The organism is Agromyces sp. NPDC056389 (assembly GCF_042262385.1).
In the GTDB taxonomy this organism is placed as follows: domain Bacteria; phylum Actinomycetota; class Actinomycetes; order Actinomycetales; family Microbacteriaceae; genus Agromyces.
The window spans coordinates 637,627-661,618 of the sequence record NZ_JBHJPN010000002.1; the positions used below are offsets into that span (position 1 = coordinate 637,627).

Below are 23,992 nucleotides of genomic sequence, written 5' to 3' on the forward strand. Positions count from 1 at the left end.
CAGCGGCGAACGGACATCGGCCGTCCGCCGCTGAGCCGACCCGGTCGCCGCGCGACCGGCGGGACTCGTCTCCTGAGCGTCAGCGTCCGGGCCACACCGTCTCATCGAGGTTGGCCAGGGTTCCGGGACTCAGGGTCGCGGTGTCCTTCTCCGTCAGGTGGCCGGGACCGAAGCCGGCCATCGGGCCGGAGACCGGAAGGTTCAACCTCGAACCGCTCAGCGCGACCGTGTACGGGGTCGCCGCATTGTCCACGGCCACGACACCGTTCCGGCTGCCGCTGATCACGATGCCGAGCTGGTGACCTGCCGGCACCACGACGTCGTTGGCGGCCAGTTCGACCGTGACCTTGTGGTTGCCCGCCCCGTCGAGGCGGGCCCAGCCGCGGGCCAGCACCTGCAGCTCGGTGCTCGAGATGCGCTTGGCGACGTCCAGGTAGCAGGCGTCGTCGGTCGCGATCGCCGGGCCCCAGCAGGACTCGGTGCTGAGCGTCTGCGCACCGTCACCCGAGGCGCTGACGCGATCCATCACTCCGTAGTCGACCAGCATGACCGACACCTGCCCGACCGGTGCCGTGTGCGTGACATCGAGGTCGAGGGTCGGTGTGCCCGAGATCCGGACGTCGTGCTTGATCGTGCCGGTGAGGAACTGCAGCCGGTTGGCATTGGCGCCGATCCTGACGGCGTTCGCCTCGCTCAGCGACGTGGAGTTGACATAGCCGGCCGTGGAGCGATCCTTCTTGCCGAGCATCATCGTGCCGTCGGCATGCAGGTTCAGCGTCTGGGTGCGAGCCGACGAGATCGGCCAGGTGTCCGACTGCTCCCACTGGTTCGGCGCGGTCTCGACGCTGACGGCGGGCTCCTGGTCGATTCCGTTGTCGATGTCCATGAGTTCGTGGTCGAACCATCGGTGCAGGGTCTCGACCCACAGCGCGCGCTCGGAGTCGAATGGATCGACGTGCCCGAGGCGGGTGAGCCACATCTTGCGGTCGACGCCCTGCTCGCCGAGGTCCTCCCACCACTTCGACGCGTTCATGGTCTTGACGTTGGTGTCCTGCAGCCCGTGCATGATGAACACGCTGGCCGTGACCTTCGACACGTCGTAGGAGGATCCCTCGCGGTAGTCGCGCTCGGCCCAGAAGTCGGTGTAGGCCCCGGTCTCGTCGCCGTCGTTGGCGTTCATCCAGTTCAGCCGCGCCGAGCAGTCCGTTGCGATGGTCCGGTTGGAGGCGACCGACCGGGACAGGCTGCTCGGGTAGTTGAAGGACTTCACCGCGCCCTGCCAGCGGTTGTAGTCGTACCACGAGCTGATGGCGCTGATCGGCACGATCGTCTTCAGTCCCTCGACCCCGGTGGCGGCGACGCCGTTGGCCAGGGTCCCGTCGTAGGACTTGCCGATCATGCCGGTCTTGCCGTTGCTCCAGTCGGCGTCGACGACCGCGCCATCGGCATCGAGGGCGACGCCCGTGCCGTTCAGCCACTCCACGACGGCCTTGACCGACTCGATGTCGGAACGGCCGCCCTCATCCGTGCAGCCGGTCGAGCGGGCCGTGCCCGCCATGTCGACCGCGACGAAGGCGTACCCCCGGGGCACGAAGTAGTTGTCGTAGTAGAGCGGGAACTTGACGAGGTTGCCGTCGGCGTCGTAGACCTTGCGCTCCGCCTCGTTGCCCCGCCCGGAGCTCAGGTAGTACGGGCTCGCGTCCATGATGACCGGAACCTGTGCGATGCCGTCGAGTTCGCGGGGTCGGATGATGTCGGTGGCGATCCGTTCGTCGACGCCATCGCCGTCGAGGTCGGGGGCGGTGACCCAGACCGTCTCCCGGATGGCGCCGGGGTAGTCGTAGATCGGGGCGGTGACGTCGTCCACGAGCGTGACCGGTGGGTTGTCGCCCGGTGCCGCGCTCGCCATCGTCGCCGCACCGAGCGCGAGCGGCGCCGCGATGGCCACCGAGCCCGCGAGGGCGAGAATTCTGGATTTCACGATGAGGTCCTTCCGTCGCGGGACGAGATCGTCCCAGTGGGAGTGCTGAGCTCTTCCTTCGGGAGCGGCGGCAACGTCGGACGCTGGCGTTCTTCGGCGACTGGTGTCGAAGAGCGCACCGGATTCCGTGCCACTCCGGTGATTTCCGGGATGTTATGTGGCAACCTACGGTGCGCGACCGAGATTGGTCAACAATCTCGATCGGTGGGTCGGGTGCTATCCCACCCGCCGCATGGCCTGCTCGCGCCGCGCAGCGACGCGCGATCCCGACTCGCGCCGAGCCATGCGTCGCAGCACGATCGGCGCGAGCACGAGCCCGACGACCGCCCAGGCGCCGAGCACCGCCGCCGTCTCGAGCTGGCGCCACGATTCGCCGATCTCGACGACCACCGCGTCGTCGGGCAGGAACGACGCGCGCATGCCGAGCCCGAGCCAGTAGATCGGGAACACCTGGGCGATCCACTGCAGCCAGTCGGGCAATCCGGTGATCGGGGCGAAGATGCCCGAGATCGCGATCAGCCCGAGGATCGGGAGCGAGAGGTATCCCGCGCCGCGCGGCGTCGCGATCACGGATCCGAGGAGCACGCCGATCGCCTGCGTCGCGACGAGACCGAGCACCAGCACCCACGCGAAGGTGATCCACGAGTACGGGTCCGCGATCTCGAGGCCGTCGACGAGGACGAGACCGGGGATCAGGATGATGGCGAGGTAGGCGAGGATCGTCGCCGAGATCTGCACGAGCTTGCCCACGAGATAGGCGCGGATGCCGTTCGGGGTCGCCTTGGCGCGCAGGAGTGTGCCATCCTCGCGATCGGCAGCGAGCTGCTGCACGACGAGCAGCATGCCCAACGCGACGAACATGCCGAGCGCACCCGGAAGGATGATCGTGCCGAGCGAGTACGCGGTGCTACCGATGGCGACGTCGCGGAGGAAGTAGACGGCCACCAGCGTGGCCACCGGCCACAGCAGCTGACCCACGAGCTCCATGCCGGTGAACGCCTGCCGAAGCTCGATGAGGCCGCGTCCGATCCCGGCGCGGAGGGCGGGGGCGACGGCGGTCATCGCGGTGCTCCATTCGGTTCGGGAACGGCGTCCGAGGGCTCGAGCTCGGGGTCTGGGCCGTCGTCCGACTCGGCGTCCTTCACGAGCGCCAGGTAGGCGTCCTCGAGCGATGCGCGGCGGAGCTCGAGGTCGCGAACGTCCGCACCGTCGCGTGCGAACAGCTCGCGCACGAATGCGGTCGAGTCCGGAACGTGCCGCACGTGACGCTCGCCGCCCTGGACCCAGCGCACTTCGTCGTGCCCGGCGATCTGCCGGGTGAGCTGCTCGGACGTGCCGTCGGCGACGATTCGCCCGCGGGCCAGTACGACGATCCGACCGGCGAGCTTCTCCGCTTCGTCGAGATCGTGCGTCGTGATGAGCACCGTGGTCTCGAAGTCGTCGCGGATCCGCCGGACGAGTTCATGGAAGTCGCGTCGCGCCTTCGGATCGAGTCCGGTCGTCGGCTCGTCGAGGAAGACGAGCTCGGGGCGGCCCACGAGGCCGATCGCGACGTCGAGCCGTCGTCGCTGGCCGCCCGAGAGCACCTTGATCGGTCGCTCGGCCTGTTCGGTGAGCCCGACTGCGGCGAGGAGGTCGTCGACGTCCCACGGCCGGCGGACCAGTGGCGTCGAATACGGCTCGTAGAGCGAGCCCTGGAACGCGAGGAGCTCGCGCACGCGCCACTTCGGGTGGTCGCGCCACGACTGCAGCACGATGCCCATGCGGGCACGCCACTGCTCGGTGCCGCGGGCCGGGTCGGTGCCCAGCACCTCGGCGCGTCCCGCGGATCGCATGCGGAACCCCTCGAGGATCTCGATCGTCGACGTCTTGCCGGCTCCGTTCGGGCCGAGCAGCGCCAGCACTTCACCCCGGCGCACCTGGAACGCGACGTCGTGCAGCACGTCGGTCGTGCCGTACCGCAGCCGGAGTCCCTCGACCTCGATCGCGAGTCCATCGGCCTGCGTCATCATCTCCGCCCCTGACATGTGCTCGGCGTGGTCAGGCTCGTCCGAGTGCGTCGATGAGCTCGGCTCGATCGACACCCGCGTAGGCGAGCGCACGGGGGACGGTGCCGAGATCGGCACGCAGGATTCCGACGAGCGCGTCGGCGACCGCGAGTCGTTCGCGCTCGGCTCGGCCACGGTTCCGGTGAGCCGTGAAGTCGGCACGCCGCAGCGCTTCGCGCACCGTCGCGCCCCAGGCCGGCCGCGACTTCCGCGTGGCGGCGAGTCGCTCCTCGGCGACGGGCTCGATGCCGGCCGCCCGCAACGACCGCTCGCGTTCACCGCGAAGCGCGGCGTCCACGCCGTCGTGGTCGAGACCGAACTCGGCGAGTGTGCGGCCGGCCGCGTCGTGGCCGGCCGAGATCGCGAGCAGAAGGTGCTCGGCCTCGACGCTCGACGCGCCGCGATCGATCGCCTCGTCGATCGCGTTGATGATGACCTGCTTCAGCGTCGGGTCGAGTGCGTCGTCGTCCAGGCGGTCAGGCATTGCGCCTCCTCAGTTCGATGCCGGCGAGTTCGAGCCGACGGTGGTGCTTCTTGTGCACGGCCTGCCGGGTGACGCCGAGGGCCTCGGCGACCTGCGTCCAGCTCCACCCCTCGCGCATCGCGCGCTCGACGGCTGCGTCCTCGAGTCGGTCGGCGAGCTCGCGCAGTGCGACGACTGCGGCGAGGTCGTCGGCTTCGGCGCCGGTGGGATCCGGGATCTGCTGAGGCGGCGGAGGCGGGGTCATAAGAGCAACTTAGGTTGCTTATTCTGATTTGTCAACCGAAGTTGCTAACAGGTGCTGGAACGCGCTCGCTCACGGGCTGGAACGGCGCGCGAGTCCGCCCCCCGGAACTCGTCCTCTTATTCGGCCCAGAACTCGGCGAGCGCCCGAGTGATCTCGTCGCGCACCTCGCGATCTGTCGCGGTCGCGACACCGTCGCCGGGCTGCACGCCGTAGTCGCCGAAACTGGCATGGTTGGCGCCGTCGATCTCGACGAAGGCCGCGTCGGCGGGCAGCAGATGCGCCGCGGCTCCGATCTTCTCGGGGGTGCTGAGCCCATCGTCGGTGCCGGCGATGCTGAGCACGGCGAGTCCGGAGTCGCTGACATCGTTCGCGCAGTACGAGCCGAAGAACACGATGCCCGCGACGTCCTCCTCACCCGCCATCATGCAGGCACGCACTCCGCCGAGCGAGTGGCCGCCCACGTACCACTCGGACACCTCGGGCGCATGGCGTGTGAAGGTCTCGAGCGGCCGCTGGTCGAAGAACGCCAGGTTCAGGATCGGCTTGGTGATGACTACCGTCGCGCCGGTCTCCGCCACCGCGTCGACGAGCTTGGCCATGTACGCGTACGGATCGACCTTGGCGCCGGGGATGAAGACGAGTCCGCGATCCGATGCGCCGTCGACCGGCGCCATGACGATCGAGTCGTCGAACGACTCGATGCTCACGCGCTCATCGGTCCACGCCTCGAGCGAGGCCGGTCGCTCGCCCTGCATCACGGTCTTCGCCCACACCAGGAATCCGACGACGACGAGCACGAGCACGACGAGCGCCGCGAGCAGCACTCGACCGACGCGACGGCCCGTCGGAGTGCGGCTCGGCTGGTGCGGTGCGGTGGTCGACATCGCACCAGTCTCCCAGAGCGGCGCAGGCCACCGACCTCGAATTGGCCGTTGCCCCGCGGGAGCCGCCGCGGTTCCATCGGAGCATGCACGACGACCTCGAGTTCTCCGCCGACCCTGCACGCCTCGACCTCGATCGAGTGCACGCCTGGCTCGCCGAGGAGTCGTACTGGGCGCTCGGCCGCACGCGTGCGGCGCTCGAGGCCGCCGTCGCGGCGTCGCGCAACTACGGCGTCTACGACCGGGCGAGCGGCACGCAGCTCGCCTATGCGCGGGTGATCACCGACGGCGTGACGTTCGCCTGGCTGTGCGACGTGTTCGTCGATGCGAACGCGCGAGGTCGAGGCATCGGCGTGGCACTCGTCGAGCACGTCATGGCGACGCTCGAACCGCTCGGGCTCCGTCGCATCGGGCTCACGACCGCCGACGCGCACAGCCTCTACGAGCGGTTCGGCTTCGCGGCGCTGGAACGACCGGACCAGTGGATGGCACGCGTGGCGCCCGTCACCGCGGACTGACCCGCGGCAGGGCGCCTCAGGCGGCGCCCGACTCCCGGCGAACGCTGCCGGCATCATCGCCGACGGCACCGTCGGCGTCGCGCCCGTAGGCCATCATGAGGAAGCTCGTACCGTCGGGTCGTTCGAACGTGAACTCGCGCTCGTGCAACCGCTGGAACCCGAGGCGGTCGTAGAGCCGCTGGGCCGCCAGCATGTCGGGCCCGGTGTTCAGCACGACCCGCTCGAGGCCGCGGATGCGCGCGAGCCGGAGCACGTGCTCGACGAGCACCTCGCCCACGCCGCGGCGACGGGCATCCGCGGCGACCCCGAGGAAGCGGAAGTCGAGTTCCCCCGCCCGCGCGAGCGGCGAGATCGCCGCGCCCGCCACGGGGGTCGAGGCCGTGCCGAGGAGCGCGCCGCTCGAGGCATCCGTCGCCACCCAGACCTGGTGGTCGCGTGCGCGCTCGGTGACCGCGACGATGTCGGCGCGATACGCATCACTCAGCTCGAAGTCGGCTGCGTACGCGGCCTCGACGAGTTCGGTGACCGGCTCGACCTCGTCAGGGCGCATGAGTCGCACGCGAATGTCGGCCTGTTCCTGCAGGGCGAAGCGGTACGCGAACGCCAGCACGTCGCCGAAGTGCTCGTCGCGCTCGGGCTGCCGCTCGAACCCGAGCCGCGCGTAGAGGGCCTGCGCCCGGAGGTTGCGATCACCGGTGTCGAGCAGTAGTGCGTCGGCGCCCCACCCGAGGGCGGTCTCCATGCTCGCGCGCATCAGCGCCTCGCCCATGCCCGCGCCCTGGGCGGAGGGGTCGACGGCCACGAGCCGCACCTCGGCCTCGTCGCCGATCGCGACTCGCGAGTACGGCGTGCCTGCGCGCAGCACGCTCGCCGTGCCGAGCAGTCGCTCGCCTGCGGCAGCGTCACCGTCGGCGACGGCCACGAGCACGGCCCCGGATGCCGCGCGCCCCGACACGTCGCGCTGGAGCGCGCGTCGCTCCTCGCTCACGGGCAGGTGCCCGTACGGGCCCGCAGCGAACGCGGCGGCGATGAGGTCGGGTTCGGCGGCGAGGTCGGCGTCGCGGATCGGACGGATGGTGAACGGGGCGCTGTCGGTCTGCATCGCCGTCCAGCCTACGGCGGGCAGCCCGGCATTAGGCTCGACAGCGTGCCGCCGACCACGACCGATGCGCCCCGAGTCGCCCTCCTCGGGCCGGTGCTCGTGGCAGGCCCGAGCGGCGAACTCGTCGAACCTCCCGGCACCCTCGCGAAGGCGCTGATCGCGCTGCTCGCCGAGGCTGCCGACCAGCCGGGCCGGCGCGGCCTGAGCACGAACGCGATCGCGGCAGAGCTCTGGGGCGAGGCCCAGCCGCGCAACCCCCGTGGAGCGCTGCAGACGCTCGTCTCACGCGCCCGCGGTGCGACGGTCGAAGGCCTCATCGTCTCCACGACGAGCGGATACGCACTCGCGGCCGACGAACGGTCGAGCGATCTCGCCCTGGCACGATCGCTGCTCGCCGACGCTCGAGCGCTCCTCGACCACGAGCCGGGCGAAGCCTTGGCTGTTGTCGAGCATGCCCTCGCGCTGTGGCGAGGGGAACCCGGCGCCGACCTCGGCGATGCCCCGATCGGAGCCGAACTCGCCGAGTCCGCGGCAGCGGTCAACGACGAGCTGCACGAGGTGCGGGCCCGTGCCCGACTCGCGACCGGCGACGCCGGCGGCGCCGCCGACGATGCGGCCGGGCTCGCGGCGACGCGTCCGCTGAACGAGCGGCGGCAGCTCCTCCTGCTGCAGGCCATGGCCGACGACGGACGCCGCCAGGAGGCGCTCGAGGCATTCGGGCGATTCCGCGCTCGCCTCCGCGACGAGCTCGGCGCCTCCCCTGGCGCCGAACTCGTCGCCCTCAACACCCGGCTCCTCGACGATGAGCCGGGAATCGAGCACCGCGTGCGTGTCGGCCTCCGCGCCGAACCCAACGAGCTGCTCGGCCGCGAGCACGACGTCGCGGCGATCGCCGCGCTGCTCGAGTCGGCACGACTCGTGACCGTGCTCGGCCCCGGCGGCCTCGGCAAGACCCGGCTCGCGCAGGCGGTCGCCGCTCGCGCCGACGATCCCGCGGTCGTGGTGGTCGAACTCGCGAGCATCCGGAGCGATGACGATGTCACCCTCGCCCTCGCCTCGACGCTCGGCATCGGCGAGCCGTCGGTGAGCGCCCGTCTCGCCGACGCCGCACCTCGACCCGACCTCGCGACCCGCGTCATCCAGCAGCTCGCCGAGCGCCCGACGCTGCTCGTGCTCGACAACTGCGAGCACGTCATCGACGGAGCGGCGCGCTGGACCGCGACGCTCCTGGCATCGGCTCCGCATCTCCGCGTGCTCGCCACCAGCCGCAGCCCGCTCGCGATCACCGCGGAGCACGTCTATCCGCTCGGCGCCCTCCCGACGGTGAACGCCGACGGGGTGCCCGGTGCCGCGGTGCGGCTGTTCCGCGACCGGGCGAACTCGGCGCGACCCGGGGTCTCGCTCCCCCGCGAGGCCGTCGAGCGACTCTGCACGCACCTCGACGGGCTCCCGCTCGCCATCGAACTCGCGGCGGCACGCGTTCGCTCGATGTCGGTCGAGCAGATCGAGGCGCGCCTCGAGCACCGCTTCGCCCTGCTCGTCTCCGGCGACCGGTCGGCTCCCGAACGGCATCGCACGCTGCAAGCGGTCATCGAATGGAGCTGGCGCCTGCTCGAACCGGCCGAGCAGCGTGCACTCGCGCGACTCTCGCTCTTCGTCGACGGATTCGGCGTCGACGCGGCTGCCCGCATGATCGGCGACGACGGCGCCGCGGCCACGGCGGAGACCGCCGACCTCGTCGTCGATGCGCTCGTCGCCCAGTCGCTGCTCGCCGTGGCCGAGCCGCCCGGCTCCACCGCCCCGCGCTTTCGCATGCTCGAGACCGTGCGGGAGTTCGGCCAGCTCGAGCTCGACGCCGCCGGCGATGCAGAGAACGCTCGCCACGCGATGTTCGAGTGGGCCGTGGAGTTCGCGCTCGACGGCGTCGAGCGCACCGCCGACCACCGCCAGATCGAGATGCTGCACGGAGTCGCGCTCGAGCAGGACAACCTGGTGTCGATCCTCAGGGCTGCGATCGCCGAGTGCGACGCGCGCGTGGCGCTCGGCGTCTTCGCGGTGCTGGCCTACTCGTGGTCGGTGCGCGGCAACCACGACGAAGTGCTCTCCTTCATCGGCGATCTGCTGGCGGCGAGCACCGGGTACACGCCCGAACCGCGATTCATCGAGTTGGCGGCGACGGCGTACATCACGATGTCGGCGACGGCACTCGTCGCCGAGCACCGCCAGGGGCTCATCGCGCTCTCACGCCTGCGCCGGATCATCCGCTCGGGTGCGACGCTCGCGCCGTGGCAGCGCGGAGCTGCGGAGTTCCTGCTGAGCCTCTCCGATCTCGATCACGCCCACGCGTCGCTCGAACGGATGACCGCGTCCGACGACCTCGCCGAGGCGCTGCTCGGCGGCATCCTCACCGCCCAGGTCGCCGAGAACGAGGGCGAGATCGATCGCGCCGCGACGGCGGCACGTCGCGCATTCGAACTCTCGGAGCGGAGCGGGGAGGCATGGATCGGCGCGATGGCGGCGATGACCCTCGCCCAGCTCGCCAGCCAGACGGCTCAGCCTTCCGAGGCGCTGCGCTGGAGCGAGGAGGCGGCGCGGCGTCTGCGACGGTTCGGTGCGGCCCCCGACCTGCTGCAGCTCGAGTGGATCGAGGCGGTGGCGTTGCTCTCGCTCGGTCGACTCGATGAGGCGGAGCAGCGCTTCGAACGGATGACGCAGGGTGATCGCACGGGCGACATCCGCTTCGATCTCGGCGCGATCGGCGAACTCGGGCTCTCCGAGGTGGCGCGCGCCCGCGGGGAGACCGCCGGGGCCGTCGAGCACACGCATCGCGCGCTCGAACGATACGCGTTGCCCGGCCGCCGGGCGTCGCCCTGGTACGTCCTCTCGCTCGCGGCCTTCGTCGCCGCGGGGGTCGACGACGACCGTGACGGGCACGAGGTCGCCGACACGGCACGGCAGCTCCGTGCACGAACGCTCGCCATGCACCGGTCCAGGCCGGGGTACATCGACAAGCCCGTACTCGGTACCGCGCTCGTCGGCTGGTCGAGTTGGGCGATGACGCTGCCTGCGCTCGAGGACCGGGCGCTCGAACTGCTCGCCCTCGCCGAGCGGCTGTCGCCCCGCCAGGACCTGCCGCTGCTCGTGCTCGCCGCACGCGTCGAGGCCGCCGTGCGGCGGCTCGGTGCGGCACGGGTGCACGAAGCCCGGTCGGCCGCGGCATCCGTGTCTCCGAATGCTGCGGTCGCCCGGGCCATCGAGCTCCTCTCGGAGCGACTCCCGTAGCCGAGGCGGCTACGCCTTCCGCATGTACGCCCGCACCGTCAGCGGTGCGAAGACCGCGACGATCACGGCGGCGCCGAGCAGCGAGACCGCCGCGTCGGGCCCCCAGGTGCCGGTGTTCACGAGGTCGCGGACCGCGGTCACGAGGTGCGAGACCGGGTTGATGTCGACGAACCACTGCAGCCAGTCGGGCATCGTGTCGGCCGGCACGAACGCGTTCGAGAGGAACGTCAGCGGGAAGAGCACGATCATCGAGACGCCCTGCACGCTCGATGCCGTTCGAGCGATCACGCCGAAGAACGCGAAGATCCAGCTGATCGCCCACGAGCAGGCGATGACGAGGAGCCCCGCCCCGACGACCGACCAGATGCCGCCCTCGGGGCGGAATCCCATGAGGTAGCCCATCACGAAGGTCAGGCTCGTCGCGATGCCGTATCGCACGGTGTCGGCGAGCAGTGCGCCCGACAGGGGCGCGATCCGCGCGATCGGCAAGGAGCGGAACCGGTCGAACACGCCCTTGTCCATGTCCTCGCGCAGCTGCACGCCGGTGACGACCGAGGTCGTGATGACGGTCTGCACGAGGATGCCCGGAATGATGATCGGCAGGTAGCTCGCGACGTCGCCCGCGATCGCCCCGCCGAAGATGTACGTGAACATCAGGGTGAAGAGGATCGGCTGGACCGTCACGTCGACGAGCTGCTCCGGGGTGCGCTTGATCTTCAGCAGGCCCCGGTACGCCATGGTGAGCGTGTGCGAGACGGTCTCGGAGATCGAGACGCGGTTCTTGAGCGTGCGCTGCGCGCCCGGTGTGATCGGCGACGCGGCGGTCGCCTTCGGGGAAAGCGTGGTGGTGGTCATGCGCGGCTCCCTTCGAGCTCGGCGGATGCCTCGGTCCCCGCGTCGTCGGATTCGACGCCGTGACCGGTGAGCGTGAGGAAGACCTCGTCGAGCGTCGGCTTCTGCACGCTCATCTCGGCGAGGTGGATGCCCTCGTCGCGGAGCGTCACGAGCAACTCGGTGACGAGGTCGGGGTTGTTCATGGGCGCGGTGATGCGACCGGCCTCCGGCGAGGCGGATGCTTCGACCCCCAACACGCGCCGGATCGCGACGCGAGCGTCGTCGGCGTCCCCGAGATTCACGAGTCGCAACTCGAGCGTGGACTCCCCCACGGACGCCTTGAGCTCGTTGGCCGTGCCTTCGGCGACCACGCGCCCGCGGTCGATGACCGCGATGCGATCGGCGAGCTGGTCGGCCTCGTCGAGGTACTGCGTGGTCAGCAGCACCGTCGAACCCGACGACACCAGGCGGCGGATGGTGTCCCACATCTGGATGCGCGTACGCGGGTCGAGGCCCGTCGTCGGCTCGTCGAGGAAGATGAGCGGCGGCTGCGCGATGAGGCTCGCAGCCAGGTCGAGACGACGGCGCATGCCGCCGGAGAAGTTCTTCAGCGGTCGCTTCGCCGCATCCGTCAGGCCGAACTCCTCGAGGAGCTCGGTGGCCTTGCGACGCGAGTCCGCGGCGCTCAAGCCGTGCAGACGCGAGAACAGGAAGAGGTTCTCGGTGGCCGAGAGCGTCTCGTCGACGGAGGCGTACTGGCCTGTGACGCCGATGAGCTGGCGAACGACCTGCGCCTCGCGCTGCACGTCGTGGCCGAAGATGCGGGCGCTGCCGCCGTCGGGCTTGAGGAGGGTCGCGAGCATGGAGATGGTGGTCGTCTTGCCGGCGCCGTTCGGGCCGAGCACGCCGTAGACGGACCCGGTGGCGACGCGGAGGTCGACGCCGTCGACGGCGCGATTCGCGCCGAACGTCTTGACGAGCCCCTCGGCTTCGACGGCCCAATCGGGTGATGTGTGTGTGGTCATGGGTACACAGTGCGCGCCCGTGCTTGCACGACGCTCACGCGGCGCTCACAGCGCGCTGACGGTCGCGACAGCGGCCGACCGCAGCCGCCCGCGATGGATACCCCGATCGGCGACGTGCGTGCGAGTCGCCGATCTTGCGCCGAACCCGCGCCGTGAACGACGGATGCGCATGAATCTGCGAGTTCCCGCCACAACACTGCGCGTCCCGCGGCGTAGCCTTGGAGGGTGACAGCGTTCGTCTCAGCCCTCGATCTCTTCTCGATCGGGATCGGCCCCTCGAGTTCCCACACCGTCGGCCCGATGCGGGCCGCACGGGCGTTCGCCGAACGCCTCGCGCGCGACGGCGTGCTCGACCGGGTCACCCGCATCACGTGCTCGCTGTACGGGTCGCTCGGCGCCACCGGCCTCGGGCACGGCACTCCCGACGCGGTCGTCGCCGGCCTGGCCGGCCTCGAGCCGCACGATTGCGACCCCGACGAGGTGCGCGGCGCGTGGTCGGACCTCGGCGACGACGGCGCCGAGGTGCGCATCGCCGGCACGCACACGATCCGGATGCTCCGCAGCGATGTCGCCCTCGAACCGCGCACGCGCCTGCCCGGCCACCCCAACGCGATGACCCTCCAGGCCTGGGGCGACGACCCGCTCCCCCTCGCCGAAGACACGTACTACTCGGTGGGCGGCGGGTTCATCCGCCGCGAGGGCGAGACCGCGTCCGAGGCCGAGGCGCTGCGGCATCCGCTGCCCTACTCGAGCGCCGACGAACTGCTCGCACTCTGCGAGGAGCACGGCGTCTCGCTGTGCGATGTCGCGCGGTACAACGAGGTCGCGGTCCACGGCGAGCAGGGCATCGACGACGGTCTCGACGCGATCTGGGCGGCGATGGCCGAGTGCGTCTCGAACGGGCTCTCGGCCGACGGCACCTTGCCCGGCGGCCTGCGGGTCAAGCGGCGCGCATCGCTCGTGCGACAGCGCCTGGAGGAGTACGACCGCGACGAGCACCTGCGCGACACCTCGACCGAATGGCTGCACGCGTTCGCGCTCGCGGTGAATGAAGAGAACGCCTCGGGCGGTCGGGTCGTCACCGCACCGACGAACGGCGCGGCCGGCATCATCCCGGCCGTCGGCCACTACTACCTGAAGTTCGTGCCCGGTGCCGATGCCGCCGGCATCCGTCGATACCTGCTGACCGCTGCGGCGATCGCCTCCCTCGTCAAGAAGAACGCCTCGATCTCGGGTGCCGAGGGCGGGTGCCAGGCGGAGGTCGGTTCGGCGTGCGCGATGGCGGCCGGCGCGCTCTGCGCCGTGCTCGGCGGCACCCCCCGACAGATCGAGAACGCCGCAGAGATCGCCATGGAGCACCACCTCGGCCTCACCTGCGATCCCGTCGGCGGCCTCGTGCAGGTGCCGTGCATCGAACGCAATGCGATCGCCTCGTCGACCGCCGTCTCCGCCGCACGCCTCGCACTGCACGGCGACGGCACGCACGTCGTCTCCCTCGACACGGTCATCGAGACCATGCGGCAGACGGGCATCGACATGATGACGAAGTACAAGGAGACGAGCGAGGGCGGGCTCGCGGTCAACGTCATCGAGTGCTGACCGCCGGTCACGGCACTCGTCGTGTCCCCCGATCGGGACTCTCGCGGTGCACGCGAGCGTCTGGCACGCTGTGCGGATGGACACCCCCGACCCGAACATGCCCGATCTGCTCTGGGGCGCCGGCCTCATCGGCCTCGTCATCGGCCTCGTGATCTATCTCGCCGTACTCGGGCTCATGCTCTGGATCGGCTACCTGATCATCAAGGCGGCGGTGCGCAACGGCCTGCGCGACCACACGATGTGGCTCGAGAGCCGGCGCGGCCCGTTGCGCTGAGACCGGGGCCGGCAGCCGCATGAGACTGCCGGGTGGGTGCCGGTGTCCCGGCCGGCGCCCACCCGAGCTCGATGCGCCCGCGTCAGCAGGCGCAGCTGATGACGCCGTCGGCGACAGCGCCGCCGCCGAGTCCCGTCTCGACGACGTTCGTGAGCGGGTCGGCCGCGAGCTGGGCCGGCCCGTCGGCGGTGTCGTAGGCGAATCCCTCGCGCACCCAGTACTCGAATCCGCCGATCATCTCCTTCACGGGGTGGCCGAGCAGCGCGAACTCGAGCGCGGCGCGCGTCGCCCCGTTGCATCCCGGGCCCCAGCAGTAGACGACGACCGGCGCGCCCGCGGGGATCAGCGCAGCGGCCCCCGCCGCGATGCCGCGCCACGGCAGGTGCACGGCGCCGGGCACGTGCCCCTGCGACCATGAGGCGTCGTTGCGGGTGTCGACGAGCACGAAGCCCGGCTCGGAACCGGCGAGCGCGGCGGCGACATCCGAGACGTCGGCCTCGATACCGAGCCGGCCCCGGAAGTGCGCGATCGCCGCGTCGCGGTCGGCGACGTGCGCGAAAAGCGAGGGTGCAGGTGAGGAGGCAGGGGCGGCGGGCGGCGTCGTGGCCGTGATCGTCTCGGTCATGCTGTTCACACTGTCAGGCGCCGCCGGTCGAGGGCAGGGTGAATCGCGCCGTCGTGGCGCGACATCCCGCCACTCGTGGTCGTCGGCCCGTGACGAGTGGGAATCAGCCCGCGAAGAAGGCGGTGACCGCGGCGCCGAGTGCGGCGAGGTCGTCGACGTGCGCGAGCTCGCGCGCCGAATGCATCGAGAGCAGCGGCACGCCCACGTCGACCGTGCGGATACCGAGGCGTGTCGCCGAGAGCGGGCCGATGGTCGAGCCGCACGGGATCGAGTTGTTCGAGACGAACGGTTGCGTCTCGACGCCCGCCTGCCGGCAGACCGCCGCCCAGAACGCCGCACCCTCGGCGTCGCTCGCATAGCGCTGGTTGGCGTTGAGCTTGAGCAGCGGACCCCCGCCGAGCGAAGGGCGGTTCGCCGGGTCGTGCCGTTCGGGATAGTTCGGGTGCACCGCATGGCCCGCATCGGAGGAGACGATCCAGGATGCCGCGTACGCGCGCCGACGCTCGATGTCGCCCGCGCCGAGGCCGGCGCCGATGCGCACGAGCACGTCGTCGAGGAACGGGCCGCTCGCACCCGAGCGGGACTCGGAGCCGAGCTCCTCGTGATCGAACGCGGCGAGCACGCTCACATGACCGGCATCGCCGGGCGCCTCGAGCAGGGCGACGAGCCCGGCGTAGACCGAGCTCAGGTTGTCCATGCGACCCGAGGCGAACAGGGTGTCGTCGAGACCGAACCGCGCCGGCGCCTGCGTGTCGGCGACGAGCACGTCATGACCGACGATCCGCTCGGCGTCGACCCCGGCCGAGGCCGCGAGCACCTCGAGGACGTCTCCCGTGCCGCCAGCGCCCCAGATCGGCTGCACGTGCCGCTGCTTGTCGAGGGTGAGCCCCTTGTTGACGTCGCGGTCGAGGTGGATCGCGAGCTGCGGGATGCGCAGCATGGGTCCGGTCCGCACGAGGTGCGTGGCGCCGTCGTCGGTGGCGATGCGGCCCGCGAGCTCGAGTTCGCGGTCGAGCCACGAGTTCAGGAGCGGCCCGCCGTAGACCTCGACCCCCGCCTGCAGCAAGCCCTCGGAGCTCGAGGTCGGGCGCGGCTTCAGCTTGAACGAGGGCGAGTCCGTGTGGGCGCCGAGCACGCGGAACGGCGTCGTGCCGTCGGCGGCCACCGGCGTCACCCAGGCGATGACGGCGCCGTCGCGAACCACGACGCGGCGCCCCCCGCCCGACGGCCATTCGTCGCGCTCGTCGAGTCGATCGAAGCCGGCGGATTCGAGGCGGCGCGCGACCTCTTCCGCCGCGTGGTACGACGACGGCGAGGCGCGGACGAAATCGGCGAAGTCGGCGATGTAGGCGTCAGTGCGTGATGCGGGCATCCTCCCATCCAACACCGCTCGCGGCCCGTGGTCGAGTTCGCCGCTCGGCGTCAGGCGAACCGCACGACGGCCTGCAGGCGCGAACGCACCTCCATGACCTCGGTGCCGCCGAGGTGGGCCGACCCCGGCAGGCCCTCGCGCACCGCGCTCGCGAGGCGCGAGCGACGCACGAGCGCGACGACGGCGCCGCGATTCGTGCCGCCGAGCTCGAGGGACTCCTCGGCGTGCTCGTCGGGCACGACGATGATGAGCGCGGTCGGCTTGACCTTGGCCGCGCGCCCGATCGCCTTCGCGCGTGCGGCGAGCGCTCGCACCGGGCGTTCCCCGTCGAGCGCCGCGCCGACGAGTTCGCCGCGCTTCATGGCGACGGGCCCGCCCCAGTCCTCGGACTGGATCGCGAAGAGGCCTGTCGGGCCGAGCACGAGGTGGTCGAGCTTCGGCGGCAGGCCGTGGCCCGCGGCATCCGTCGCGACGTCGTGCCAGACGGTGTAGGCGATGCCCAGCGTCGACAGCGAGCGGGCGCTCGCCTCCTCGGCGAGCGCATCGGCGAGCACATGACGGATGTCGCGTGGCGCACTTCGCACGAGCGCGGGGTCGTACGGGTCGGCGAGGGTCACTCCGCGGCCGGCCCACTCGCGGATCAGCCCGAGGTATCGCTCGCGCGACAGCCCGCCGGGGTGGCCGTAGGTGCGGGCGAGCGGGCGCGAGTCGCGACGCGGCTTCGGCGCAGCCGGCGCCCACGCCTCTCGGCTCGGCGCCGGGGCTCCGCCGCGGGCGCCGCGGTCGAAGAGCGCACGCGCATCGGGTGTTCCGACGAGCTCCCACGCGAGTTGCACGGCGTGGAACCGCACGACGTCGCCGCCCGTGTCGGGGTGCGCGCTCCGGAGCGCACGACGATAGGCGAGCCGCAGCGTCGCGTCGTCGGCGTCGGACGCGACGCCGAGCACCTCGTACGGTGAGGCGGAGAGCGGACTGTCGGGCATGGGCTCGCTTTCGAATGTGCGACCACGAGAATACCGCGGCGCGGCTGTACGCGGGTCTAGACTGCCGACCACAGGGGCCCGCGGGGGTCGCAGGAGAGGCAGAGATGCTGATCGACGTCAAGATTGCCGTGACCGAGCGCGTGACTCGTCGGAGGAGCTGAGATGCTGATCGACGTCAATTACTGGGCCGTGATCATCGCCACGCTGTCGACGATGCTCGTGGGGTCGATCTGGTACACGCCGAAGGTCTTCGGCAACTACTGGATGCGGGTCGCGAAGGTCGACGACTCCGGCGAGCGCGGAGCGGTCGGACCGATCCTCACGACGCTCATCGTGAGCTTCATCTCGGCATGGGTGCTCGCGATCGCGACCCAGGTGGCGTGGACCGCGCTCGGCGGCAACTACCTGCTGATGGCGTTTACGACCGGGCTCATGCTGTGGGCGGGCTTCACCGCCGCACGCTTCATCACGCACGACGTGTTCGAGGGTCGCCCGCCAGGGCTCACCATCCTCAACATCGGGCACGAGTTCGTGACCGTGGTCGTCATGGCGCTCATCATCGGAGTCTGGCCGCCCGCGGGCACCGTCTGACGGGGAGCCGCCCGGCTCGCTCCGCCTCAGTCGGCGAAGCGGAGCATGCCGTCGTCGACGAGCGTGCGCACCGCGGGCAGCAGCTCGGCCGCGAGCGCCGTCTCATCGACCTCGAGCAGCTGGGCGAGCGCGGCCACGATCGCGCCGGCCGACAGCTCGCCGTCGCTCGCGCCGACGAGCGCCGCGAGCCCCGTGTCGAGGCTGATCGCGCGCCCGAAGCCACCGCCCTGGCGCAGCAGCATCGCCGTCGGATCGTCGTCGCCCGGCCAGTAGTGACGCTCCTCGGTGACGTCGCCGGCAGCCGTGAACCGGGTCGCGGCGAGCGCGGCGTCGTCGAGGGCGGCCTGCCGGTCGTGTCCGGCGAGGCACTCCACGAGATGGGCGCCGAGCCCGGCCTCGTTCGAGCCGAGGGGTCCGTGCAGGCGCTCGAGTCGCATGAGCCCGCCCGCCGAGCGAGCGGATGCCGCGGCATCCGCTCGTCGCAGCAGCACGTAGCCGAAGCCGACGCGCTCGACCCCGCGCGCCGCGAAGTCGTCGAGCCAGGCGTCGTAGAGGCGGTCGAACTCCGCGCTGCCTGGCCGCGTGCCACCGTCGCGGATCCACGTCTCCGCATACTCGGTGACGTGCTGCACCTCGCGCTCGATCACCCAGTGCTCGAGCATCGCGGCCCAGTCACCGACGCGTTCGAGGCCGTCGGAGGCGCCTGCGCCGGCGGAACCGCTGCTGGAAGCGCCCTCGCCCCGATACTCCCAGTTGCCGAGCAGCTGCGCGACACCGCCGGGCTCGAGGTGGTCGTGGGCCCCACGGATCACGGCTTCGACGAGCGCATCGCCCACCATGCCGCCGTCGCGGTAGTCGTACTCGGGAACGCCCTCGATGCGCGGCGTGATGACGAAGGGCGGGTTCGAGACGATGCGGTCGAAACGTTCCCCCGCGACCGGCTCGAAGAGGCTGCCGAGCCGGAGCTCGACGCCTCCGATGCCGTTCAGCACCAGGTTCAGTCGCGCGATCTCGAGCGCACGCTCGGAGATGTCGGTCGCGACGATGCGCTCGGCGAACCGTGACGCGTGCATCGCCTGGATCCCGCAGCCGGTGCCGAGGTCGAGCACCCGCCTCGCGGGCGTCGGCAGCACGAGTCCCGAGAGCGTCATCGACGCTCCCCCGACGCCGAGCACGTGGCGCTCGCCGAGTGCGTGTCCGAGGGCGAGTTCTCCGAGGTCCGAGATGATCCACCATTCGTCGGCGCCGTACGCGTCGGTGAACGCATACGGACGCAGGTCGAGCCGAGCGCGCACGGATGCCTCGCCGGTCGAGTCGCGGCCGTCGCCGGCATCGCCGACGAGCCCGAGCTCGATGGCCCCCTCGACCCCGAGCCCGACGAGAGCCTCGGCGAGCTCGCCGTGCGGCACTGCGACACCGAGCACGAAGAGCTCGGCGAGTGTCGCGAGACCGGCGGATGCCCCGTGCTCGCGCCTGCGGGCGTCGAGCACACGCCTCGCGGGCACGCGCTCGCCCCGATGCAGGGCCGCAGCGGCGTCCTCGCCCCACAGCGCCTCGAGCGCGGCGACCGTGAAGTCGGCGGCGACGAGGTCGGCGCGCAGGAGGCCCAGCAGCTCGTCCGCACGAGCCTCATCGACGGCGGTGAGGGGCGACGGTTTCGGCTCGGTGCTCATTCGACCATTCAAGCGCACCCGTGCCGCGGCGATCCGATCAGGGGCCTCGGTCAGCGGGTCGCGAGGTCGAGCACGAGCGGGAACGGGCCGAAGCCGTCGTCGATCGTGAGGTGACCGCCACCCGGTACGGTGATGTGCTCGGCACCGAGCGGCTCGGCGAAGACGCGGCCGGCCCCCTCAGGGCAGTACGGGTCCGCGTCACCGGAGACCACGATCACGTGGTCGGCGGCGGCGTGCACGGCCTCGCCGTCGAGGGCGAACCCCGCGACATTCGGGATCCCTCGGAGCACGGGGTCCGAGACCGGGGCGACGAGCAGCAGACGGGTCGCCGCGGCATCCGTTCGCCCTGCTGCCGCGCGCCGGGCCGCGACGGCGAGCCAGGCCGCGCAGCCGAGGCTGTGGCACACGACGGTCAGCGACGCGGGGTCCGTGTCGGCCAGTTCGGCCTCGATCGCGGCGATCCAGTCATCGAGCACGGGCTCGTCGGGATCGGGCAGCTGGGGGTAGCGGACGGATGCTCCGCTCTCCTCGAGTTCGGACGCGAGCCACCGTTGCCAGTGCCCGTCGGGGCGCCGGTTCTCGTAGCCGTGCAGGATCAGGTAGTGCAAGACTCGTGCCCCTCGGGTTCGGCCGCCATGACGGCTCTCGGCAGTGCGCACCATTCAAGCAGGTGGTCGGCACGACGACGATGTCGACCGTCATCGATTCGTCATCTGGAGTACATGTCGGGTTGCGCTCTGTAACCCGCCCGTCACACGGTGCGTTTAGCGTTGATTACGATCGAGACAAGGCGAGGGGAGGTGCGCATGGCAGAGTCGACGACACTCGAGCGGCTGCGTCAGGACGCACGCGACGAGCTCGCGGCGCTCATCGAGCTCCGATGCCGCCTCGGCGAAGACCCGTGGGTGTTCCTGCCCGACCTGCCATCGGTCGACGAACAGGTCGTCGCGACGCTGCGTGAAGACCGGCTCCACTCCGAGCGCTGGCGCACGGTGCGGGCCCGCGCCTATCACCCGGCCGCTCGCGAGGGCGACGCCGCGAAGTTCGAGTACGAGTTGCTGCGCGAGATCGCCCTCGAGCATCCAGAGCTCAGCTCTGCGGTGTGGTTGGTGCTCGACCGGGTGCCGTCGCGCTGGTGACCCGCTGCACGCGCATCCAGGTGATGAAGCCGAAGATCGTGAACAGTCCGTAGAAGACGTAGAGCAGCGCCGAGGCGTAGTAGCCGGCGCTGATGAGCAGCGGCACGCCGACGATGTCGACGGCGACCCAGATGAGCCAGAACTCCGTCCACCCCTTGGCCATGCCCCACGTGGCGAGCAGCGAACCCATGAAGATCCACGCATCGGCCCAGACCGGTTCGAACGAGCCGAGGGCCCGGAAGATCGGGGTCAGCACGAGCGTGCCGCCGAGGAGTGCGACTCCGAGCAGGATGCGGGCTCGCGTGCTCGCCCATCTCGGCTCGACCGCGGAGTCGCTCACCTGACGGTGCTGCGACCAGCGCACCCAGCCGTAGATCGAGACGGCGATGAACATGAGCTGCCGCCCGGCCTGACCGAGCAGGTTCACGGGGTTCGGCGTCTCGAAGAGCGCGCCCATGAAGACCGTGAAGAGCAGCGCGTTGCCCACGATGCCGACGGGCCACGCCCAGACCTTGCGCCGAAGCCCGCCGAGCGCGCTCGCGAGCCCGAACACGTTGCCGACGATCTCGCGCCAGAGGATGACCTGGTCGCCGATCACGAGCTGGGCGTCGAAGAGCCACTCGATGGGGTTCATGCCGGATCGCCTCGCGAGGGGTCGGCGGCGTCGGCGGCACCGACTGACTCGGCGCTCGAATCGGCGGCGTTCGCATCGGCTCCGGCGCGTGCGCTGCGCGTCACGAACGTCGCGATGAGCCGCCAGCCGAGCAGGAACGCGGCGAGCGTCAGGGTCGCGACGATGATGAACGCGAGTTGCGTGCCCTGACCGCTCACCGCACGCAGCAGCATGCCGCCCACGACCGTCACCGCCCAGACGATGATGCCGGTGGGCCAGACGGCGAACGGATGCCGCCACGCTCGCGCCGCGAGCCAGCCCGCCACGAGGGCTGCGAGGAAGGGCCACGCCGTGCCCGCGATCCCCGCGAGGTCGAGGCCCTCCGCGTGGCTGCTCCGGCCGATCGACACGAAGACGACGACGAGCACCGCATCGAGGATCGCCGCGATCGCGATCGTGCCGGGACGGTGCTTCACGGGCTGCGTCATGCTCTCATCGTACGGATCCCGGAGTTCTCGTGCGCACCGATACGCCCCGCCCTCACTCGAGCGGGCCGAGCGCTCCGAGCATCGACGGGTCCTCGACCGGGAGCGCGCAGACGAACGCCTCGCAGCGGTACGCGACGGCCTTCCCGTTGCGCGCAGTGCGCTCATCGAACAGCGAGAATCCCGCCTCCGCGAACTCGCGTGCCTGCCGCTCGTCGACGATGACGACGACGGATGCCTCATGCGCCCGAGTCGCTGCGACGAGCGCGGGCTCCTCGGGTGCTGCGCCGTCGGTTTCCGCCTGCTCGCGATCGCCGTCCACGCGCTCGGGCACGACCGTCACGAGCTGCACGGCCGGGGCCGCGAGCCTCGTCATGAGCGCGAGTGCGCCGCCGAAGGCGAGCGGGCGCTCCAGTGCGATGCCCGCCACTGAGGACATCGCCTGCTCCGCCGCCGCGAGATACGCATCGCCGGCTCCCAGCAGGTGCAGTCGCCACGCGGCATCCGCACAGGCGGTGAACCCCGATGGGGCTGCGCCCTCCGCCGGATCGTCGGGCAGCTGGAGGCCGCGCGCCCGCAGCACGGGGTCTCCCCCGCCCGGAGTTGCGAACGGGAGCCCGCCGTCTCGATCGCGATCGGTACTCGCGGCCGCCATCGCCGCATCGACGAGTGCACGCGCTGCGACCGCGTAACCCGGCTCGCCGGTCACCGCTGCGAGTTCGAGGAGCCCACCGGCGAACATGCCCGTGTCCTCGAGGGTCGCGACGGCCGTCGAGCTCAGTCCATCGCGCGATGCCCGAACGAGACTGCCGTCGGGCCGCACGTGCGTGGCCAGCAACAGCTCCGCGCCGCGCCTCGCCGCCTCCACCGACCGACTATCCCCGCGCACGAGGCCGTGCCTCGCGAGCGCGGCGATCGCGAGCCCATTCCACCCGGTGAGCACCTTCTCATCGAGGGGCGGCGGTGCGAGCCGCGCCCGCCCGTCGGAATCCTGTCGGTAGTACCCGCCCTCGCTCCGCTCGCCGTCGATCATGCTCTCCGAGTCCTGGGCGCTTGCGAATCCGCCGCTCGGCAATTGCAACCGGTCGATCAGGAACCTCGCGATTCCGTCGGCGATCGACAGCGTGTGCTTATCGCTCGGCCATGCCCGCCCGAGCTCGGTCGCAACCCGGAGGAGCAGCGCATTGTCGGTGAGCATCCGCTCGTAGTGCGGCTCGCTCCAATCCGCCTGCGTCGCGTAGCGGAAGAACCCGCCGTCGACCGGGTCGTGCAGCGGGGAAGCGCCCATGAGCCGCACGGTCCGCTCGGCCAGTGCCCTGCCCGACCCGCCGGCCGCCGTCAGGAACTCGAGCACAGGCGCGACAGGGAACTTCGGCGCACCGCCGAACCCGCCGTGCACCCGATCCTCCTGAGCGGCGAGCGACTCGACAGCGCCCTCCAGCTCGTCACGACGCGGCAGCGCGCCTTCGGTTCGAACAGCGGATGCCGCGGCCAACGCCTCGGCCACGGCCGACGCCGTCGCGTCGAGCTCCGCGCGCCGATCTCGCCAGGCTGCGCTGACGGCGGCCAGCACGTTCGTGAAGGAGGGCGCGCCGCGGAGCTCGTGCGGCGGGAAGTACGTGCCGGCGTAGAACGCACGCCCTTCCGGGGAGGCGAACACGGTGAGCGGCCAACCGAGGTCGCGCGTGAACGCGGACGCGGCCGCGAGGTAGCTCGCGTCGACATCGGGATGCTCCTCGCGGTCGACCTTGATCGCCACGAATCCGTCGTTGAGCACCGCGGCGACCGCGGGATCGCTGAAGCTCTCCCTGGCCATCACATGGCACCAGTGGCAGGTCGCGTAGCCGACGGAGATCAGCACCGGCACATCCCGTTGCCGGGCCGCCTCGAATGCCGCTTCGCCCCACGGGTACCAGTCGACCGGGTTCGACGCGTGAGCGCGCAGATAGGGGCTCATCGCATCGCCGAGCCGGCTCCCCATGCCCTCAGGATAGCGATGTGGTGTGTGTTGGTCGTGTTAACGGCGAAAGGCCGCCCTCTCGGGCGGCCTTTCGTCGTGTGCGTGGTGGTGCAGCTCAGCGGCTGCAGTACGCGTGTTAAACCAAAGAGAGCCGCCCAACCTTGGGCGGCTCTCTTCGAAATAATGTCCGGCGGTGTCCTACTCTCCCACAGGGTCCCCCCTGCAGTACCATCGGCGCTGCGAGTCTTAGCTTCCGGGTTCGGAATGTGTCCGGGCGTT

The 23,992-nt window shown here is 71.0% G+C and carries 23 protein-coding genes and 1 rRNA gene; 6 read left to right on the top strand and 18 right to left on the bottom strand.

What is annotated here, in order from left to right; translation table 11 throughout:
- Positions 1 to 79 precede the first annotated feature (79 nt).
- The 6 genes from ACFCVM_RS15965 to ACFCVM_RS15990 all read right to left on the bottom strand — a co-directional run bounded on the left by ACFCVM_RS15965 (position 80) and on the right by ACFCVM_RS15990 (position 5,641).
- A complete protein-coding gene (locus ACFCVM_RS15965; RefSeq protein WP_375837588.1) occupies positions 80 to 1,981 on the bottom strand; it encodes a CocE/NonD family hydrolase in 1,902 nt (633 codons plus the stop codon).
- Positions 1,982 to 2,197: 216 nt separating this feature from the next.
- Positions 2,198 to 3,043, bottom strand: a complete 846-nt coding sequence (locus ACFCVM_RS15970; protein WP_375837590.1) for an ABC transporter permease — start codon at positions 3,041 to 3,043, stop codon at positions 2,198 to 2,200.
- Entirely contained in the window at positions 3,040 to 3,993 is a 954-nt protein-coding gene (locus ACFCVM_RS15975; RefSeq protein WP_375837592.1) for an ABC transporter ATP-binding protein, read from the bottom strand. The genes ACFCVM_RS15970 and ACFCVM_RS15975 overlap by 4 nt, the downstream gene beginning before the upstream one ends.
- A gap of 28 nt (positions 3,994 to 4,021) precedes the next feature.
- Positions 4,022 to 4,513 carry a Clp protease N-terminal domain-containing protein gene (locus ACFCVM_RS15980; RefSeq protein WP_375837594.1) on the bottom strand — a complete coding sequence of 164 codons (492 nt, stop codon included), beginning with the start codon at positions 4,511 to 4,513 and terminating at the stop codon, positions 4,022 to 4,024.
- Complete coding sequence (locus ACFCVM_RS15985) at positions 4,506 to 4,757, bottom strand: helix-turn-helix domain-containing protein (protein ID WP_375837596.1); 252 nt, start codon at positions 4,755 to 4,757, stop codon at positions 4,506 to 4,508. The genes ACFCVM_RS15980 and ACFCVM_RS15985 overlap by 8 nt, the downstream gene beginning before the upstream one ends.
- A gap of 116 nt (positions 4,758 to 4,873) precedes the next feature.
- On the bottom strand, positions 4,874 to 5,641 hold the full coding sequence (locus tag ACFCVM_RS15990; protein WP_375837598.1) for an alpha/beta hydrolase: 768 nt from the start codon (positions 5,639 to 5,641) through the stop codon (positions 4,874 to 4,876).
- A gap of 83 nt (positions 5,642 to 5,724) precedes the next feature.
- On the opposite strand from ACFCVM_RS15990, the gene ACFCVM_RS15995 reads away from it, so the two are divergent.
- The gene (locus ACFCVM_RS15995) at positions 5,725 to 6,156 is read left to right on the top strand and encodes a GNAT family N-acetyltransferase (protein WP_375837599.1); all 432 of its coding nucleotides are present in this window, start codon (positions 5,725 to 5,727) and stop codon (positions 6,154 to 6,156) included.
- 16 nt (positions 6,157 to 6,172) lie between these two features.
- Here ACFCVM_RS15995 and ACFCVM_RS16000 read toward each other — a convergent pair whose 3' ends face one another.
- Positions 6,173 to 7,258 (bottom strand): GNAT family N-acetyltransferase, encoded by a 1,086-nt coding sequence (locus ACFCVM_RS16000; protein WP_375837600.1) that lies wholly within the window; start codon positions 7,256 to 7,258, stop codon positions 6,173 to 6,175.
- 45 nt (positions 7,259 to 7,303) lie between these two features.
- Here ACFCVM_RS16000 and ACFCVM_RS16005 point away from each other — a divergent pair, with 45 nt between their 5' ends.
- A complete protein-coding gene (locus ACFCVM_RS16005; protein WP_375837601.1) occupies positions 7,304 to 10,540 on the top strand; it encodes a BTAD domain-containing putative transcriptional regulator in 3,237 nt (1,078 codons plus the stop codon).
- A gap of 9 nt (positions 10,541 to 10,549) precedes the next feature.
- On the opposite strand, the gene ACFCVM_RS16010 is transcribed toward ACFCVM_RS16005, so the two are convergent.
- Entirely contained in the window at positions 10,550 to 11,395 is an 846-nt protein-coding gene (locus ACFCVM_RS16010) for an ABC transporter permease (protein ID WP_375837602.1), read from the bottom strand.
- Entirely contained in the window at positions 11,392 to 12,399 is a 1,008-nt protein-coding gene (locus tag ACFCVM_RS16015) for an ATP-binding cassette domain-containing protein (protein ID WP_375837603.1), read from the bottom strand. The genes ACFCVM_RS16010 and ACFCVM_RS16015 overlap by 4 nt, the downstream gene beginning before the upstream one ends.
- 225 nt (positions 12,400 to 12,624) lie before the next feature.
- On the opposite strand from ACFCVM_RS16015, the gene ACFCVM_RS16020 reads away from it, so the two are divergent.
- Complete coding sequence (locus ACFCVM_RS16020) at positions 12,625 to 13,998, top strand: L-serine ammonia-lyase (protein ID WP_375837605.1); 1,374 nt, start codon at positions 12,625 to 12,627, stop codon at positions 13,996 to 13,998.
- Between the two features lie 76 nt (positions 13,999 to 14,074).
- Entirely contained in the window at positions 14,075 to 14,272 is a 198-nt protein-coding gene (locus ACFCVM_RS16025; RefSeq protein ID WP_375837607.1) for a hypothetical protein, read from the top strand.
- Between the two features lie 82 nt (positions 14,273 to 14,354).
- Here ACFCVM_RS16025 and ACFCVM_RS16030 read toward each other — a convergent pair whose 3' ends face one another.
- From ACFCVM_RS16030 to ACFCVM_RS16040, 3 genes are all read right to left on the bottom strand, one after another.
- On the bottom strand, positions 14,355 to 14,897 hold the full coding sequence (locus ACFCVM_RS16030; RefSeq protein ID WP_375837608.1) for a rhodanese-like domain-containing protein: 543 nt from the start codon (positions 14,895 to 14,897) through the stop codon (positions 14,355 to 14,357).
- A gap of 103 nt (positions 14,898 to 15,000) precedes the next feature.
- Positions 15,001 to 16,269 carry a M18 family aminopeptidase gene (locus ACFCVM_RS16035; protein WP_375837610.1) on the bottom strand — a complete coding sequence of 423 codons (1,269 nt, stop codon included), beginning with the start codon at positions 16,267 to 16,269 and terminating at the stop codon, positions 15,001 to 15,003.
- Positions 16,270 to 16,319: 50 nt separating this feature from the next.
- Entirely contained in the window at positions 16,320 to 17,252 is a 933-nt protein-coding gene (locus tag ACFCVM_RS16040; RefSeq protein ID WP_375837612.1) for a J domain-containing protein, read from the bottom strand.
- A 162-nt stretch (positions 17,253 to 17,414) separates the two neighbouring features.
- Between ACFCVM_RS16040 and ACFCVM_RS16045 the strand changes: the two genes are divergently transcribed.
- Positions 17,415 to 17,843 (top strand): DUF1761 domain-containing protein, encoded by a 429-nt coding sequence (locus tag ACFCVM_RS16045; RefSeq protein WP_375837614.1) that lies wholly within the window; start codon positions 17,415 to 17,417, stop codon positions 17,841 to 17,843.
- Positions 17,844 to 17,869: 26 nt separating this feature from the next.
- Here ACFCVM_RS16045 and ACFCVM_RS16050 read toward each other — a convergent pair whose 3' ends face one another.
- Together ACFCVM_RS16050 and ACFCVM_RS16055 are read right to left on the bottom strand one after the other, a co-directional pair.
- The gene (locus ACFCVM_RS16050; protein WP_375837615.1) at positions 17,870 to 19,516 is read right to left on the bottom strand and encodes a methyltransferase; all 1,647 of its coding nucleotides are present in this window, start codon (positions 19,514 to 19,516) and stop codon (positions 17,870 to 17,872) included.
- A gap of 50 nt (positions 19,517 to 19,566) precedes the next feature.
- Entirely contained in the window at positions 19,567 to 20,124 is a 558-nt protein-coding gene (locus ACFCVM_RS16055; protein WP_375837616.1) for an RBBP9/YdeN family alpha/beta hydrolase, read from the bottom strand.
- Positions 20,125 to 20,322: 198 nt separating this feature from the next.
- Between ACFCVM_RS16055 and ACFCVM_RS16060 the strand changes: the two genes are divergently transcribed.
- Entirely contained in the window at positions 20,323 to 20,655 is a 333-nt protein-coding gene (locus ACFCVM_RS16060) for a hypothetical protein (protein ID WP_375837617.1), read from the top strand.
- On the opposite strand, the gene pnuC is transcribed toward ACFCVM_RS16060, so the two are convergent.
- From pnuC to rrf, 4 genes are all read right to left on the bottom strand, one after another.
- The gene (pnuC, locus tag ACFCVM_RS16065; protein ID WP_375837618.1) at positions 20,606 to 21,289 is read right to left on the bottom strand and encodes a nicotinamide riboside transporter PnuC; all 684 of its coding nucleotides are present in this window, start codon (positions 21,287 to 21,289) and stop codon (positions 20,606 to 20,608) included. The genes ACFCVM_RS16060 and pnuC overlap by 50 nt on opposite strands.
- The gene (locus ACFCVM_RS16070; RefSeq protein ID WP_375837619.1) at positions 21,286 to 21,756 is read right to left on the bottom strand and encodes a DUF3054 domain-containing protein; all 471 of its coding nucleotides are present in this window, start codon (positions 21,754 to 21,756) and stop codon (positions 21,286 to 21,288) included. The genes pnuC and ACFCVM_RS16070 overlap by 4 nt, the downstream gene beginning before the upstream one ends.
- A 52-nt stretch (positions 21,757 to 21,808) precedes the next feature.
- Positions 21,809 to 23,734 (bottom strand): thioredoxin domain-containing protein, encoded by a 1,926-nt coding sequence (locus ACFCVM_RS16075; RefSeq protein ID WP_375837620.1) that lies wholly within the window; start codon positions 23,732 to 23,734, stop codon positions 21,809 to 21,811.
- Positions 23,735 to 23,898: 164 nt separating this feature from the next.
- Positions 23,899 to 23,992 (bottom strand): 5S ribosomal RNA (gene rrf / locus ACFCVM_RS16080); the annotation flags it as partial.